This is a genomic window from Streptomyces sp. NPDC001492, from assembly GCF_053597275.1.
Genome location: NZ_JBSFHW010000034.1, coordinates 1 through 14,270, shown reverse-complemented (window position 1 = coordinate 14,270; position 14,270 = coordinate 1). Strand labels below are relative to the sequence as shown.

14 protein-coding genes and 3 pseudogenes are annotated in these 14,270 nt (G+C 68.1%); 5 read left to right on the top strand and 12 right to left on the bottom strand.

Annotated features, from left to right (window positions below; genetic code table 11):
- Positions 1-194: 194 nt before the first annotated feature.
- The 4 genes from ACWC1K_RS34415 to ACWC1K_RS34400 all read right to left on the bottom strand — a co-directional run bounded on the left by ACWC1K_RS34415 (position 195) and on the right by ACWC1K_RS34400 (position 2,554).
- A complete protein-coding gene (locus tag ACWC1K_RS34415; RefSeq protein ID WP_450836846.1) occupies positions 195-926 on the bottom strand; it encodes a dienelactone hydrolase family protein in 732 nt (243 codons plus the stop codon).
- Positions 927-1,096: 170 nt separating this feature from the next.
- Entirely contained in the window at positions 1,097-1,405 is a 309-nt protein-coding gene (locus ACWC1K_RS34410) for a hypothetical protein (protein ID WP_450836845.1), read from the bottom strand.
- A 276-nt stretch (positions 1,406-1,681) separates the two neighbouring features.
- Positions 1,682-2,026 (bottom strand): DUF1707 SHOCT-like domain-containing protein, encoded by a 345-nt coding sequence (locus ACWC1K_RS34405; RefSeq protein WP_450836844.1) that lies wholly within the window; start codon positions 2,024-2,026, stop codon positions 1,682-1,684.
- A 9-nt stretch (positions 2,027-2,035) separates the two neighbouring features.
- The gene (locus ACWC1K_RS34400) at positions 2,036-2,554 is read right to left on the bottom strand and encodes an ArsR/SmtB family transcription factor (RefSeq protein ID WP_450836843.1); all 519 of its coding nucleotides are present in this window, start codon (positions 2,552-2,554) and stop codon (positions 2,036-2,038) included.
- Positions 2,555-2,799: 245 nt separating this feature from the next.
- Between ACWC1K_RS34400 and ACWC1K_RS34395 the strand changes: the two genes are divergently transcribed.
- Both ACWC1K_RS34395 and ACWC1K_RS34390 read left to right on the top strand, forming a co-directional pair.
- The gene (locus ACWC1K_RS34395) at positions 2,800-3,072 is read left to right on the top strand and encodes a hypothetical protein (protein ID WP_450836842.1); all 273 of its coding nucleotides are present in this window, start codon (positions 2,800-2,802) and stop codon (positions 3,070-3,072) included.
- Positions 3,073-3,374: 302 nt separating this feature from the next.
- The gene (locus ACWC1K_RS34390) at positions 3,375-4,001 is read left to right on the top strand and encodes a hypothetical protein (RefSeq protein WP_450836841.1); all 627 of its coding nucleotides are present in this window, start codon (positions 3,375-3,377) and stop codon (positions 3,999-4,001) included.
- 1,248 nt (positions 4,002-5,249) lie between these two features.
- On the opposite strand, the pseudogene ACWC1K_RS34385 reads toward ACWC1K_RS34390, so the two are convergent.
- The 4 genes and pseudogenes from ACWC1K_RS34385 to ACWC1K_RS34370 all read right to left on the bottom strand — a co-directional run bounded on the left by ACWC1K_RS34385 (position 5,250) and on the right by ACWC1K_RS34370 (position 7,746).
- Positions 5,250-5,929: pseudogene (locus ACWC1K_RS34385) on the bottom strand (IS5 family transposase).
- A gap of 173 nt (positions 5,930-6,102) precedes the next feature.
- Positions 6,103-6,333 carry a tautomerase family protein gene (locus tag ACWC1K_RS34380; protein ID WP_055605645.1) on the bottom strand — a complete coding sequence of 77 codons (231 nt, stop codon included), beginning with the start codon at positions 6,331-6,333 and terminating at the stop codon, positions 6,103-6,105.
- Between the two features lie 109 nt (positions 6,334-6,442).
- A pseudogene (locus ACWC1K_RS34375) lies at positions 6,443-6,922 on the bottom strand (SDR family NAD(P)-dependent oxidoreductase); the annotation flags it as partial.
- 41 nt (positions 6,923-6,963) lie between these two features.
- Positions 6,964-7,746 (bottom strand): SDR family oxidoreductase, encoded by a 783-nt coding sequence (locus tag ACWC1K_RS34370; protein WP_450836840.1) that lies wholly within the window; start codon positions 7,744-7,746, stop codon positions 6,964-6,966.
- A gap of 158 nt (positions 7,747-7,904) precedes the next feature.
- On the opposite strand from ACWC1K_RS34370, the gene ACWC1K_RS34365 reads away from it, so the two are divergent.
- The gene (locus ACWC1K_RS34365) at positions 7,905-8,810 is read left to right on the top strand and encodes a helix-turn-helix transcriptional regulator (protein WP_450836839.1); all 906 of its coding nucleotides are present in this window, start codon (positions 7,905-7,907) and stop codon (positions 8,808-8,810) included.
- 867 nt (positions 8,811-9,677) lie between these two features.
- Here ACWC1K_RS34365 and ACWC1K_RS34360 read toward each other — a convergent pair.
- Positions 9,678-10,538: a LysR family transcriptional regulator gene (locus ACWC1K_RS34360; RefSeq protein ID WP_450836838.1), complete on the bottom strand. Its 861-nt coding sequence runs from the start codon at positions 10,536-10,538 to the stop codon at positions 9,678-9,680.
- Positions 10,539-10,645: 107 nt separating this feature from the next.
- On the opposite strand from ACWC1K_RS34360, the gene ACWC1K_RS34355 reads away from it, so the two are divergent.
- Positions 10,646-11,644, top strand: a complete 999-nt coding sequence (locus ACWC1K_RS34355; RefSeq protein WP_450836837.1) for a 4,5-dihydroxyphthalate decarboxylase — start codon at positions 10,646-10,648, stop codon at positions 11,642-11,644.
- 124 nt (positions 11,645-11,768) lie between these two features.
- On the opposite strand, the gene ACWC1K_RS34350 is transcribed toward ACWC1K_RS34355, so the two are convergent.
- The 3 genes and pseudogenes from ACWC1K_RS34350 to ACWC1K_RS34340 form a co-directional block, all read right to left on the bottom strand.
- Positions 11,769-12,254: an iron chaperone gene (locus ACWC1K_RS34350; RefSeq protein WP_450836836.1), complete on the bottom strand. Its 486-nt coding sequence runs from the start codon at positions 12,252-12,254 to the stop codon at positions 11,769-11,771.
- Between the two features lie 59 nt (positions 12,255-12,313).
- Positions 12,314-12,979 (bottom strand): glyoxalase, encoded by a 666-nt coding sequence (locus tag ACWC1K_RS34345; protein WP_450836835.1) that lies wholly within the window; start codon positions 12,977-12,979, stop codon positions 12,314-12,316.
- Positions 12,979-13,065: pseudogene (locus ACWC1K_RS34340) on the bottom strand (AraC family transcriptional regulator); the annotation flags it as partial. The gene ACWC1K_RS34345 and the pseudogene ACWC1K_RS34340, both read right to left, overlap by 1 nt.
- A gap of 357 nt (positions 13,066-13,422) precedes the next feature.
- Here ACWC1K_RS34340 and ACWC1K_RS34335 point away from each other — a divergent pair.
- A complete protein-coding gene (locus ACWC1K_RS34335; RefSeq protein WP_450836834.1) occupies positions 13,423-14,046 on the top strand; it encodes a TetR/AcrR family transcriptional regulator in 624 nt (207 codons plus the stop codon).
- Positions 14,047-14,270: the final 224 nt, after the last annotated feature.

The following is a 14,270-nucleotide window of genomic DNA, read 5'->3' as shown; positions in this document are numbered from 1 at the left end:
CCGCTTCCTGTACAAGCCCGCTGGCGCTACCGCTCACCCATAGGAGGGCCAGAAGTCTCTCCCGTAGCCAACCTGCTTGAGTGGCTGGCCGCATACGGACTCCACCCGCAGGCCTCCTGTCGCTGTGTCAGGCCAGGTTCGCCGTCGTGGCGATCAAGCGTCGGCGCTCGTCGGTGGCGTGGGCTGCGGACGTATCAGCCCAGATGTCGGGCGAAGAATCGCAGTGAGTCGTCCATCTCGGACCGCGGCAGATCTCCGTGTTTGCCGGGGTTGGCGTGCAGTGTCTTGTCGGCTGAAGTGATGGCATCGAACAGCGCCAGGCTCTGTGCACGGGGCATCAGCTCGTCGTCCCACTGGAGCAGAAATTGCACTGGCACGGTGATCTGCGCGGCGTTCCCGGCCAGCACGGGCGCCCCTTGCAGGCCCAGCACCGCGGCGCGGACTCGAGGTTCTGCGGCGACGAACGGGATACCGAACGCGCAGCCCAGCGACACGCCCCAGTAGCCCACCGGTCCGCCGCCGATATGGTCGAGTTGCTGGAGTGAGGTCAAGACCGCCTGCCATTCCGCGACAGCCTGCCCGACTATGAGCGTGTACATGGCGATGTCCTGTGCGGCCGTATCCTCTCCGGCGGCCACACGCGTCCGGTACTCGTTCGCGATCCGGTCGAACTCCTCGTCCGTCGGCCGTTCGCCGTGGTTGGGTACATCGATCGCGGCGACCGCGAATCCGCCCTCGGCGGCGAAGCGATGCGCACGGGCCAGGATGCCGGGGGCCTTCTTGTGTTGCCCGCCGCCGTGTCCCATCAGGATCAGGGGGCGAGTGCCGCGGGCGTCTTCCGGCGTCCACAGCACGCCCGGGATCTCGTCGAGAGCGAAGAGCTGTTCGGTCACGCCGCGCAACGACGTCCTGGAGATGAAGCGCATAGCGTTTCAGGCCTTTCGATACCTTTTGCAGGCGTTCCCCAGACCAGCCGAGGGAGGGAGCCCCAATCTGTCACAGCGTTGGCCCTGCCTTGATGAAGGTCCTCACAGGTTCGGTGTCGGGCTGCGGCAAGCGTCCTGGGCTGGCTTGCGCACACGGATGATCCGTGCAGTCACTCCGGTTTGGCCGTGTTCACCGCTGTCTCTTGCGGCGCCGTGATGTTTGCCGTGGCGTCGGCCGTGATGGGGGGCTCCTGGCCGGGCTGCCGTGCGCCGACGTAGGCGAGGGCGGGCGTGGCGATGATGGCCAGGGCGACCACGGCGGCTCCGGAGAGAAGGAAGGCGTTCTCGACTCCGGCGTGGGTGACGGCAGTTGAGGCCACAAGGGGGGAGGTCGCCAGGGCTCCTGCCACTCCGGTCTCCCACAGGCCGAGGGCCTTGGCCAGATGGTGGCTTGGTATGCGCTGGACCAGTGCGATCAAGGGGATGTCGGTGGGGCCGAGACCAGCCCGGCGGCGGTGAGGAGGACCGCCGCCACAGCATGGGAGGTGGCCGTTCCAAGGAGCGCCCGGAAGATTCGAGCAGGGCGCAAGCCAGCACCGCGGCGATTGCGAGTCTGCGGATGCGCAGGCCCGTCAGGAGCAGGGTGCCACTTCGGCGACCCGTGCGACGCCGAGCAGCAGGCCGTACTGGCCGCCCTGGCCCGCTCGGCGACCTCCGACGCGCACTCGTTCTCGACCCTGACAAAGTTGGCTGCGTCACTTCCGGTGGGTGTTATCCCCTCGACGTGCCGTGCGTTGGCTGACAAGCCAGTAGATGAGCGCCGCAGGTGGCGAGACGCACAGCAGGACGATCAGCAGGCGGGAGTCGAGCACACGAGTGGGTGACGCAGGCTGTTCCGCCTCGCCGGGCAAGTCCCTCAAGAGGGCATGGAGTTGCTCACGGGTGCGCGCCTCGTAGGCCGCGGCCACGCGTTCTTCGAGTTCGGGAAGTGTCAGTCGGCCGACTGCGTAGTGGTGTTGCAGTTGCGCTTCGACCTGGTCGCGTTCGGCGTCCGAGGCTCGTAACGCAGGGGTGGTGGTGTGTTCATCGCTGTCATTCATGGCGGCCTCTCAGGCGGGGGCGTCCGGGGTTGGGCGGTCTTGGAGGTCGACGACCGCGATAACCACCCGCGTCCAGACCCCTGGGGCGTCACGGTCCCCGAATCGGGTGGCGAGCTGTTCGATGTGGCCGCGCAACTCGGCGAGGGCCTCGTCGGTCAGTCGCAGCGCACCACGATGCAGGTCGATCTCCCGGCGGCCTCCGGTCTGCTGGGACCGGTAGGCAGCGTTGATGTCCGCCCGGGTGGCCTCCAGCATCGAGCCGAGGAACTCAGCCATCTCCTCCGGGTTCGCGGCATCGCTGGGGGGTTCTGTAATCGCGGGGGTATAGACCCGCTCGACCTTGCCGCGGGCCAGCGGCCGGTATTCGGCGATCTCGATCAGCCCAGCCCGTTCGAGCTGATTGAGGTGGTAGTAGAGCCGGTCAGCTGGAAGATCGACGTGGTCGGCGAGTTCCCGTGCGGACTGAGGAATCTCCCACAACGCCTCCAGGAGCCGGATGCGCAGGGGATCAGCGAGCGCCTTGTGCACCCCACTCCATCGCCGGGTCGATGCCCCGGAGCCCTGTGTCCTCATCGATCCCCGTTCATTGTATTTATCTACACTGGTTGGAAGACTCTACAACCAGTGTGGGGATGCGGCCAGTTGGAGCTGCAGATGCGGAGCCAGGCCAAGGTTTCCATCCCGGACGGGCCGGTGCGATGCTTGGGCGACCGCGTCAGCCGGCCGAGGCCTGCTGGGTTTCCGGCGCTAGTGTTGCCGCTGCGACCGGTCTCGTGCTCGCGGACGAGAGCGAGCAGAGCGTCGATGAGCTGCTGGCCGTGATCGAGGAAGCCGCCGAATGCGGCGGCTCGGAGCGCAGGGCGAAACTCAGCGCGCTGCCCGTGGTCCGGGGACTGCTGACCGATCAGGCAAGCGCAGCCGAGGTACTCGGAGCGACCTTCGCCCGCGATCAGAGCGAGTTCTTCGGCCTGGTCCTCGAGCTCGCGGACTTCGCTGCCACATGCATCAGTATCCGCGCATCGCGCTACGGATGCCGGTCGCCGTGAGGTTGGCAGACCCCGGGGAAATGCTCTAGGAGTTCGGCGATGCATGATCCTGCGTCGTCTAGGGCGGGCGCTTCGCCGGGGTCGGGCCAGGTGGAGGCCGAGCGTTCTGGTGCGCGGCGGGATGTGGGTGGCCCGGGAGGTGGCGGAGACCGCCGTCTCTGTCTGACGGAACTGACCTGTCGGCACCGGGCGTCTGACGTCTCGGTAAGCCGATCGGCCGTGGATCACCGACCAAGGACGTGGCAGTGGTGTCCCTCGAGTGCGCATCACCCACGGGTAGCCGGCGCGCATCTGCTGCGGCTGTGGCGCTGCTCCTGCTCGCCGCGGCCCTGACCGGCTGCGGCAGCTCCACTGCCACGAGGGCGTCCGCCGCCTCGGGAGCCCTTCGGGCCGACGCCTCCGGCTGCCCGAAGACCCGGGGCGATTTTGTCATCCCCTGGCCGGGTCAGGTCACCTCGCCGGCCCGCCTCGGGCGGCTCTCCCGCCTGGACCGGGCAGTCGTGCCCGGCCTGCGGCCGGCCCGCTTCGCCGTCACCGTCACCAATCCCACTTCAAGGACCACCCGTCGGGCGTCGCTCGCGTTCACCATCAGCGGGCCTCAGAAGATTCCCACGTTCAGCGGTGGTCTCCAGATCCACTACCGCCACCGATGGTGCGAGATCGCCACCCGGATGCGGGAGGAAGCCGAGGACTCCCCGTCCGTCTCCGCAGCGATTCCGCTCACGCGGGACCCGCGCAGCAGCACCGTCCTCCACTTCCGGCTCTCCGGTTCACGGCCGACGCCCGGGGGCCGCTTCGAGGAGGTCGTCGGCTACACCGTCGAGGTCAACCTGCTGGCCACCAAGGACGTCCGGGGCCACCAGCTCCACTTCGACCTCGCTCCGGCCCCGACAACCGGCCCGGCGCTGAGCTCCGCATCCCCCTCGTGAGACGGGACAGTGGCGCATGATTCTTCTGGCGATCAACGAGCGGCTCGCTGCACCACCCACCACGGACGTCGTTCTCACCGCTGCCGGAACCAACATCGTCCGCCTCGGCGGGCATTTTCCGCCAGGCACCATCCCGCTCCGGCCGCCCCGACGCACCGGCCAATTCCAGCGCCTCTGCCGGAACTTGAATGAATGGAGGTCGCCAACAGCATTGATGTTGGGGAGAGGTCGCAGAGGGTGACGGTGTCGTTCGATTCGAGGGAAGGTACACGAGCTCCAGGTTCGTCAGCGTTCACGCATTCTGGTCCACCACCAGCCGCACGTTGCCAACTCGATGTAGTTGGGCTCTGGCAATGTACGGCGCTCGAATTCCTCATCGATGCGCGTGATCAGCCGGCCCAAGTCTCGTTTGGCTCCCGGAGGAAGGTGCCGCATCGCCCACTCCAAGTCATCACGGGCATCGTTTATCCCGGGTGAGCAGAACGCGGAGGCATCCAGGTACCGGCCAGGCTGCTTGAAAGCCCACTCGATACGGGAGAGCGCGTTGGCGACCGCGTTGGGCCACATCTCTTGGTCTTCGACCCGGCGGATCGCTGCACGAGTTTGTGCGGAAACGCCGTGGACCTTCAGGACCGGGCACTGCCATCGTGGCCGCCACCGCTGTGCGCGGACGGCCTTGGGACGCCTACGCGGCATCGCCCTTTCGGATCAACATGGGGCCATCCTGCCACGGCTGGGCACCTACCTGGGCCCGTTCGCGCCGAAGCCGAACCCATTGCCACCGCGGTCACCACCCCCGACCGCTCGCCACACCCCGCGCTCAACCAGCAGACCACGACACCTTGATCAACGGAGCGGACCCCAAGAAGACTTCACCAAGACGAATCAAGATCGCCAATGGCATCCAGAAGCTGAGCCAGAACCCTTCTCACGTACATAGCCAACCGGCTGCCATACGGCGCGGCATCGCGGCTACTTCACCCGTGACGGCGGCCACGAGCAGATCCCCACGAACGGCCGGATACGAAGCGGTAGTCCTCCCCCCCGGATGTGAATAGCGATCAAACCAGTCCGGCGCACGCGGCTCATCAGCCCGTCGGGGGCCGCGGCCGCCAGCGCGTCCAATGCCGCTCGTAGTGTCTCCCCACCAGTTCCAGACTGTTGAGCTGCCGGATCGAGGCCAACAAGTACATGGGTGGAGCCGGTTTGTGCTGCCGGCCCCGCACGTGAAACAGGTCCGCGAACGCTTTATCGGTGAAAGGCAGGCCCAACCAGGGTCCGTCTTGAAACGGATCTTGCCCAGAGCAGGAACGATGCGAGGGTGACCGCAGCTTCGTAGGAGGTGGCGGCCTTCTCGTATCTGGTCGCGACGCAACGGAAGCCCTTGAGCCGGTTGAAGCAGCGCCCGATCATGTTGCGCCGCCGGTAAGTCTCAGGTCGAACCCTGGCGGGCGGCCGCAGCGGCAACCGCGCCTCAGCCGGAGCCGTCGATCCGTTCCAGCAGCGGGGGGGGGCTTTTGGCGGTCAGTCCTTCATGGGATCGACCGAGGGCGTGATCGTCCGGTTCGACCGGCCGGTGCTGCCCCCCCTTTTCGGGCTGTGACGGCGGCGTGCTGGTGGGCGCGGACGATGGTGGAGTCGATCTGTACCAGCCAGTCGATGTCGTCGGCCGCATCAGCGCGGGCCTGGATCTGCTGCAGAGCGCGGGTGAACACACCGTCCAGGGCGTAGCGGCGGAAGCGGGTGTAGACCGTTCTCCATGGCCCGTAGCGCTTCGGCAGGTCACGCCAGGAGATCCCTGTGCGGATCTTGTAGACCATCCCGTTGATGACCTGCCGGTCCTCTGCACGCGGCCGACCCGTGACGGCCCGCGGTATCAGCGGAGCGAGTAACTCCCGCTCCCGATCGCTGAGTTCGTGGCGACGTATTACCCCGCCGTGATCCACCATCCGACGATCTTTCAACACGGACCCTAGCTCAGGCACCAGCAGCAAAAGTAGGTCGCGCAGTACCGCTGGGCCCAGCCGAGGGCCGCCGGGTGCGATCGGCGGCCCTCCGTTTCACGGTGCTGTCTTGGCCGAATGACGGCCGGTGGGTGCGGTCAGGCGCCGCTGGTGTCGGTCGGTGTCGCCTCACCGAGCATGGCGAGGGTCAGCACGTTGCCGGAGATGCCCCAGCCGCCGTCGGCGACCTCTTCGACCAGAACCATGGTGTTGTTACGGGCACGCTCGCCGTAGATCTCGACGTACAGCTCCGTGGTGCGGGTGACGATCTCCTCCTTCTGCTTAGGGGTGAGGGTCTTCTCGGGGACCTTGAAGTTCGCGAAAGGCATGACTGGTTGTTCCTTCTCTCAGTGGGGCGTTACAGGGGGCTGCCTGCGGTGAGCAGGCTGTCCAGTTCAGTGCGGCGGAAGAAGCCGGCGTGGACGCGGTCGGCGTCGGCGGGGCGCCTGCCTCGGCGAAGTGGTTGGTGCCGGTGGTGAACGCGCCGGGCACCAAGATCACGGTGTCGGCGCCGAACGGCGCACCTCGGCGGCGTAGCTGACGGCCAGAGCGTCCATCGCCGCCTTGGCGGCGAAGTACGGGGTCAGGAACGGAGGGCAGCCGCCGCGGGAGCTGGAGCTGCCGATCCCTACCAGCAGCCCCGAACCCTGCTCACGCATCTTCGGCAGGGCGGCGCGATTGGCACGCTGGGTACCCAGTACGTGCACGTCGTACGGGTCCGCGAACCGCTCGGCGGTGAAGGCCTCGGCGGCGCCCAGGACCATGTGTCCGGCGTTGTGTACGACCCCCTCGCGATCCGGCGGATCCCCGCATACACGGTGTGACCGGCGAGAGCCGGAGCACGCCCGGACAGCGCGCCGATAAGCCGCCGGAGGCCCCGGTGACCCGGAGGCCCTTCCCGGTGTCGTCGTTCCTCATGACAGGGTCTTTCGTTGATCGATGGGGTGGCTGCGGACGGTTCAGATGATGCCGCCGTTGGCGCGGACGACCTGGCCGTTGATCCAGTGGCCGGCCGGGGAGGTCAGGAACGCGACGACCTCGGCGATGTCGGCCGGCGTACCGAGGCGCTCCAGCGGAGGCTGGGCGGCGAGGCGGGCAATGGTCTCCTCGTCCTTGCCGTCCAGGAACAGGTCCGTGGCCGTGGGGCCGGGCGCGACGGAGTTGGCGGTGACGTCCCGGCCCCGCAACTCCCTGGCCAGAATCAGCGTCAGCGCCTCGACAGCGCCCTTGCTGGCGGAGTACGCGCCGTAGTTCGGGAAGGCCAGCCCCACCACGGACGTGGAGAACGTCACGATCGCACCGCCGGGGCGCACCCGACGGGCGGCCTGCTGGACGATGACGAACGTGCCACGGATGTTGGTGCGGTGCAGGTCGTCCAGGACGGCCAGGTCCAACTCGGCGATCGGCGCCATGTGTGCCCGTCCGGCCGCGTGCACGACGACGTCGACACCGCCGAACTCCGCCTCGGCCGCGTCGAACAGAGTTGCGACGGCGTGTTCGTCGGCGACGTCGGCGCGCACCGCGACCGCCCGGACACCGCTGTTGACGGCCTCCTTCACGGCGGCTTCGGCCTCGTCCTGATGGCCGGCATAGCCGATCACGACGGCGTACCCGTCGGCGGCCAGCCGGCCGACGATCTGGCGGCCGATGCCGCGCGAGCCACCGGTGACGATCGCGACACGGGGTGAGACGGAGGGCTGGGCCGCAGCAACGGTTCCGACGGGGGAAGGGGGGATAGGCATTGCTGACTCCTGTGGTGGATGCGGGTCGGGCCGCGGCCTCGCCGTCGCCCTGCTGCGTCGTCAACGATCGCCTGGGCCCCCACCCCTAGCCAGGGCTGTGCTTACCCAGGGGATGCCACCCCCTGGCTACGGCTCGGCGCGCGAGCGACCATGAAGTGGTGAACCTTCCAGAACTCGGTGCCTTCCTCAGGACACGCCGCGACCGCATCAGCCCCGCCGAGGTCGGTCTTCCCCAAGGCCCGCGCCGGCGCGTCCCCGGGCTGCGCCGCGAGGAGGTCGCCCAACTGGCAGGGCTGTCGGCCGACTACTACACCGAGCTGGAACGCGGCAGCGCAAAGAACGGCGTGCAGCCCTCGGCCCAGACCCTGGCCGCCCTTGCCCGAGCCCTGCGTCTGAACGGCGACGAGCGCGACCACCTGTTTCACCTGGCCGAACGGCCGGTTCCCCCGTCAGGACACGGATCGTCGGCACACGTGCAGCCCGCGCTTCTCGGACTGTTGGACCGGCTGTCCAACACCCCCGCGCGTGTCATCACCGACCTGCACGAAACCCTGGTGGAGAACGACCTGGCCCGGAACCTGCTCGGCGGGTCCCCGGCGCACCGCGGCCCGGCGGCGAGCTTCGTGTACCGCTGGTTCACCGACCCACAGAGCCGGGAGAGGTACCCGCTGGAGGATCATCCGCACCACTCCCGGGTGTTCGTCTCCGACCTCCAGGCAGCGGCCGCCCGGCGCGGCCGGGACGCGGAGGTCACGAAGATGATCGCCGTACTGCGCCGCCGTAGCCCGGAGTTCGCGGCTCTTTGGGACACCCACGACGTCGCGGTGCGCCGCATGGACCACAAGAAGATCGTCCACCCCACGCTCGGCGTCATCGAACTCGACTGCTACAACCTCCTCAGCGAGGACGGACGCCAACGCCTGCTGTGGTTCACGGCCCCGCCCGGCAGCCGGGGAGCCGAGCAGCTGGAACTGCTGTCCGTCATAGGAACCCAGGACCTGAGCATCACCGAGGGCATGGCACCGGAGGGGTTGTCCGCGGCCGAACCCGGATCGCAGCGCTGATCCGCGTCGCAGAGGGAGGGCTGCCTTCCCGGCGCCCTGCGGTGAAGGGGCCGAGTCGACGAGTTTGCGGTGACGATGCATCAGCGGCCGACTGGCTGATCCAAGCGCAACAGCACGGTCTTGGTCGGTCAGGTGCCTTCCGGGGCCGCCTCGAAAGTGAAATAGGCGCGGCGGGCCACGAGGCGCCCAACCCAGCGCCGGCCGCAGGGTTCACAGGGCTGAGCGCCCTGGGCGTGTAGGGGGAGGGAACCGGTGTGTTGTCGCGGTTGGAAGCCCTTTCACTCGGCATCGACGGCGTCCCGGTAGCGCTGCACGCCGTACTCGACGCTCCAGCGGTGCCAGCACGAGCCACAGGTGAACTCGACTCGTTCGGCGGCAAGTTCGGTGATCACGGCACGGCACCTCCCATCCGGGTGGTGACTGTGGTCCCGGGCGCTGTGAGCGCGGGGGCCCCTTTGGTCTCCGTCTCGGCCCAGCCGTTCTCCCTGTGGGAGGCGAGGAAGCACCCGGACCACCAGCCCGGAGAAGCTCTTCCGGGAGGAACTCGCCCAGCTCATACAAACACTGGGAATCCCGCGTCGGCACTGAGCGCGAGGTCCTGACGGAGAAAGCCAGCGAAGCCCCTCACGGGGTTCGGCGCGTCCTGCTCCGCCGGCCGGATCCACTCCAGCAGCAGGTAACCACGCTGGTGGCGGACCAGATCGGCGAACGCCGCGCGGGTGGGATCGGGACGCGCTCGGTGCCGCAGTGGGCCATCAGCGGATGGAGCCGGAGGTTTCAGAGCAGCACACGGGAGGCGGCAGCCCCTCGTGGTTGGTGGCCCTGAGCCGCGGTGATGAGCTGAGCCCAGGAGCACCGGTGCCTTTTTCAGGTGTGCCGGCAGTGCTTGGCGACTTGGATGAAGCCACGCACCAGTGGGCTGCATGCTGTCCTCGGCCAGGCCACCACTAGATCACTGGGCGGGCGATCACTCAGCGGGACGACGACCAGGCCGGCGGGCAACGGCTGATCGACGGGAGCGAGAGCCGATGTGCCGTTCCACAGGACCGCTTGGAGGCACTCCTGGATCGTTCGCATGACCGGCGACGCGTCGTTGTCGTTGTCTCCACTGCCGGTCCAGTACGCCGTCCATACCGGATCGGCGCCATCCGGCAGCCGCACCCACCGGCGGCCGATGAGGTCGGTCGACGAGACCGAGGCATGGCCGGCGAACGGGTCATCATCACGCATCACTACGCCGACGGGTACCGAGCGCAGGACGTGCATGCCGATGCCGGTGTCGGCGAAGGGAGTTCGGGTGATGGCCACGTCGACCAGCCCGGCGCGGAGTCCCGCTGTCGGGTCGCCGAGATCGGCCTCGTGGAGGGTGACGTGGACGTGCGGATGGCGGGCCCGGAACAGTGACACCAGTCGGCCGCCGACGTGTTCGGCCGCGTCCGCCAGAGTTCCGACGGTGAGGGGCGCCGTACCCGCCGCAGCTGCCACTCGCCTGCGGATCCGGTCGGCTCGGGCCAACAACGCCCCCGTTTCGTCGTAGAGAACCTTTCCGGCGGGCGTGAGGGTGACGCCCTTGGGGGTGCGTTCGAACAGGAGGACGCCGAGTTCGTCCTCGAGGCGCCGGATCGCGCGGCTCAGTGGTGGCTGCGTCATGTGCAGGCGTTGCGCTGCCCGGCCGATGTGGCACTCCTCGGCGACGGCGATGAAGTACCGGAGCGAGCGCAGGTCCACCTCAAGCACGATACCCGTGCGGTATCGGACGTTCCCAACGGGTCTTGGACACCGGGCAGCGCGACGGCCAACGATGGAAGCAGCAGAGCCGACGAGGAGGAGTATTCATGGCCGCCCCTGCCCTCACGGTCGGGTGCTTCCCGTACGACACGACGCGGGCGCTGTTCGATGGGACGGTAAGCACCGACGGCATCGACGTCACGATGAAAACCGCGGCGACCCTGCCGGAGCTTTTCGACCGGCTGATCCGCGGAAACGAGTTCGACGTCGCTGAGCTCGGTCTCACCTTCTACCTGCGGCTGCTGGAGACCGGACTGCCGTTCGTGGCGTTGCCGGTCTTCCCGAACCGCGTGTTCCGTCACTCGTGCGTCTTCGTCAACACCCAGAGCGGGATCACGGAACCGGCCGATCTTGCGGGCAGGACCATCGGCGAGTTCGGTGTCTACGGTCAGGACTCCGGTGTGTGGGCCAAGGGGATCCTGATGGACGAGTACGGATTCAAACCCGAGGAGAGCCGCTGGGTGATCGGGGGCCTCGAACACCCCGCGCCGCCCTTCGACTTCATCCCCCATCCGCACCCGGCCGACGTCGACGTGCGCGCCGCGCCCGAGGGAAAGTCACTGAACGCGATGCTCGACGCCGGTGAGATCGACGCGCTGTTCTCGGCGAACGTCCCGCAGTGCGTGCTCGACGGATCCCCGAACGTCACCCGCCTGTTCCCCGACTTCGAGCCGCTGGAACGCGACTACTACCGGCGAACCGGCATCTTCCCGATGATGCACACCATCGTCGTCCGGCGGGAACTGCTACGGGACCAACCCGGACTCGCGCACGCCGTCTACCGTGCCTTCTCCCGGGCGAAGGACGCCGCCGCCGAACGCTACCGCCACGGCCGTAGGCTCTACCAGGTCCAGACCATGATCCCGTGGATGAACGCCCTGGTGGATCGCAACGGTGAAGAGTTCCCCGAGGACTGGTGGCCCTACGGCATCGCAGCCAACCGCGCCGCACTCGACACCTGCCTGCGCTATCACCACCAGCAGGGCCTGACCAGCCGGCGGTGGAGGATCGAAGACGTCTTCGCTGCGCAATCGCTCGACACATAACCTCCCTCCTGGTCCCGGCACCTCGGTCCCGCTCTCGGTACACGAGTGGCTGGCGGGACCATGCAGGAGGGGCCGTTTTGGGGCACGCGATCCAGCCGCTCCCACGCCTGGCCCCCGGTCGACCTCAGCCCACTGCCTTCTTCACGAGGGCGCTGATCAGCTGTTCGTCGGCCGCGGTCAGCTCCTTCAGGGCGTACGCGGTCGGCCACATCGCGCCCTCGTCGAGTGCCGCCTGGTCGCTGAAGCCGAGCGTGGCATACCGCGACTTGAACTTCTCCGCGCTCTGGAAGTGGCAGACGACCTTGCCGTCCCTGGCGTACGCGGGCATCCCGTACCAGAGCTTGGGCGCGAGGTCGGGAGCGGCGGTCTTGACGATCTCGTGGATCCGCTCGGCGAGAACCCGGTCCGCTTCCGGCATCTCGGCGATCTTCGCGAGCACGTCCTGCTCCGCTGCCGCCTCCTTCTTCGCCCGGGACGAACCGCGCCGCGCCACCGCCTTCTTCTGTTCGCGTGCGTGCTCCTTCATCGCGGCCCGCTCCTGGGCGGTGAATCCGTCGTACTTCTCGGCGGTCGTGCCGGAGTTCTCGGCGGGCGACTTCGTGGACGGCATGGCAGGTTTCCTCTCGTAGCAAGGTGAGACACGGCGGTGCGGAAGTACAGGATCGGACGTCAGGAGGGTGTGGGGGCGGGCGGCGCGGCGGCCTCCCAGGCGAAGCCGTCCGGGTCGGTGAAGGCGCCGGCGGTGCTGCCGAGGACGATGCGGTGCGAGCCGGTGCCGTCGGCGGGGACGCCGAGGTCCTTGGCCAGCGCGTGGCGCTTGTACAGCGCCAGCTTGACGGGGCTGGACTGACCGGGGGCGAACTCGGCGTACTTGCCGCCGAAGCTCTTGGCCACGGTCAAGCCCCGGTCCACGTAGAACTGCTTGGTGGCCTTCACGTCCTCGACACCGAGCAGCAGGACGACCTCATCGATCTCGCGGGTGGCGGGGCCGGTGTCCTTCTTCGCCGAGGTGGCGATCTTCCAGATCGTTCCGTCCGGGGCCTGGACGACGCCGCCGTAACCCCACAGCGACTTCGTGGCGGGCTTCAGCACCGTGGCGCCGGCGTCCACGGCGGCGGCGACGAAGCCGTCGACGGTGGCCGGCCCGGACACCGTGAGCGCCAGGGTGAAGCCGCGAAATCCAGTCGGGTGCGTCTCGGACGGACGCAGGCGTATGTACGTGTCCACGCCGAAGGCGCCGTAGAAGCGGCGGGCGGCCTCGGGGTCGGCCACCTCAAGGGTGACGGACGTGAGGATCGTGGGGGCTGCGGTGGAAGCGGTGGTTGCCATGTCCATCACGCTAGGGGCTGGGCGGTGGCCGGGGCTTCTCGATTCCTGACCGGTCTCGCCACCTTCTTGGCCACGCACGCGGGCATCCCCTCCACAAGTGACTTCGAGTCCGCGTCACGGGCCGTGTCCGGGGCATCGGCAGGGGCGGGCGCAGCATCCAATCCGCGCTCATCGATCAAGACCACGTGGTAAGAGTTCGTCGACGGTACGCTGCCGACCGGGGACGTTGCCTACGCGCGGCGCAGGGTTCCGCGGCCGTCTCCACCACGGTCAGAAGGCCACCGCCGGCTCGCCGACGAGGTAGCCCAAGATGGCCTCGCGGCTGCACAGCAGACACTCGATGCGGTCGGTCATGCGTCGGCGCTCACTGTCCAGGGCGACGAACATCTCAGAAAATTAGAACATGATCGAACGACTTATTCGGTGGACTAAGTCGTTATCATGGGTTCATGGCTCATGTTTCTGCGGCCGAGCGCCGTCCTCAGCTGATCAAGGCCGCCATCGACCTCATGACGAGGGAAGGTGTGGCTGCCGGAAGTACCCGTGCCATCGCCGCCGAGCTGGGTGTGGCCCAGGCGACAGTGCACTACACCTTCGGCACCAAGGAGGACCTGTACCGGGCCGTCATGGAGCAGCTCACCCATGATCTGATCGCGCAGGTCGAACGGGCGACGCCCGCGGACGCCGGCTTCGAGGAGACACTCACGGCACTCGCCGCCGCCCTGTGGCAGACCGTGCGCGAGCAGCCGACCACCCATCAGCTGCTCACCGAACTGTCCATGTTCGCGCTCCGGACGCCACGGCTGCAGGAGGCCCTGGAGGGCCACTACCGCGAGGTGACGGCCGTGACGACGAAGCTGGTGACCGAGGCGGCCGAGCGCACCGGTCACCAGCTCGCCCAGTCGGCGGAGACCCTCGCCCGGTTCTTCCTGGCGGGCTTCGACGGCCTCTCGTCGCAGCATCTCGCACTGCCCGACGAGGAAGCCGAACACACCTGTCTGCAGGCCCTGGTCTCCGCCGTCGTCGCTCTCGCCGGAGGCCGAATGGAGTTCGTGACCCTGCCGACGAGCTGACGGCAGGGTGGTACGGGCCGGCCCTCCCTCGTCGCCGTCGCGGCGCGAGGAGTTACGGACATCGGCCGGCCGGAAGGTGCCGGGATCCGCAGTGCGGGGCCGGTCGTAGACCCCCAGGTTCCGGCGGCGTCCCCTCCCTTCCTGGAACTGCATCTGCGCCCCGTTGCCCGGGCGCTGCGTCCTCAACGCCCAAGCGGCCGCTGCCCCTGACATCGGTCAGGGGC

Bases quoted from the DNA above. Each gene is read 5' to 3' on its own strand.
- ACWC1K_RS34415 (WP_450836846.1), bottom strand. From the start codon at position 926: ATGCGCTTCATCTCCAGGACGTCGTTGCGCGGCGTGACCGAACAGCTC.
- ACWC1K_RS34405 (WP_450836844.1), bottom strand. From the start codon at position 2,026: ATGAATGACAGCGATGAACACACCACCACCCCTGCGTTACGAGCCTCG.
- ACWC1K_RS34380 (WP_055605645.1), bottom strand. From the start codon at position 6,333: ATGCCTTTCGCGAACTTCAAGGTCCCCGAGAAGACCCTCACCCCTAAG.
- ACWC1K_RS34370 (WP_450836840.1), bottom strand. From the start codon at position 7,746: ATGCCTATCCCCCCTTCCCCCGTCGGAACCGTTGCTGCGGCCCAGCCC.
- ACWC1K_RS34355 (WP_450836837.1), top strand. From the start codon at position 10,646: ATGGCCGCCCCTGCCCTCACGGTCGGGTGCTTCCCGTACGACACGACG.
- ACWC1K_RS34350 (WP_450836836.1), bottom strand. From the start codon at position 12,254: ATGCCGTCCACGAAGTCGCCCGCCGAGAACTCCGGCACGACCGCCGAG.
- ACWC1K_RS34345 (WP_450836835.1), bottom strand. From the start codon at position 12,979: ATGGACATGGCAACCACCGCTTCCACCGCAGCCCCCACGATCCTCACG.
- ACWC1K_RS34335 (WP_450836834.1), top strand. From the start codon at position 13,423: ATGGCTCATGTTTCTGCGGCCGAGCGCCGTCCTCAGCTGATCAAGGCC.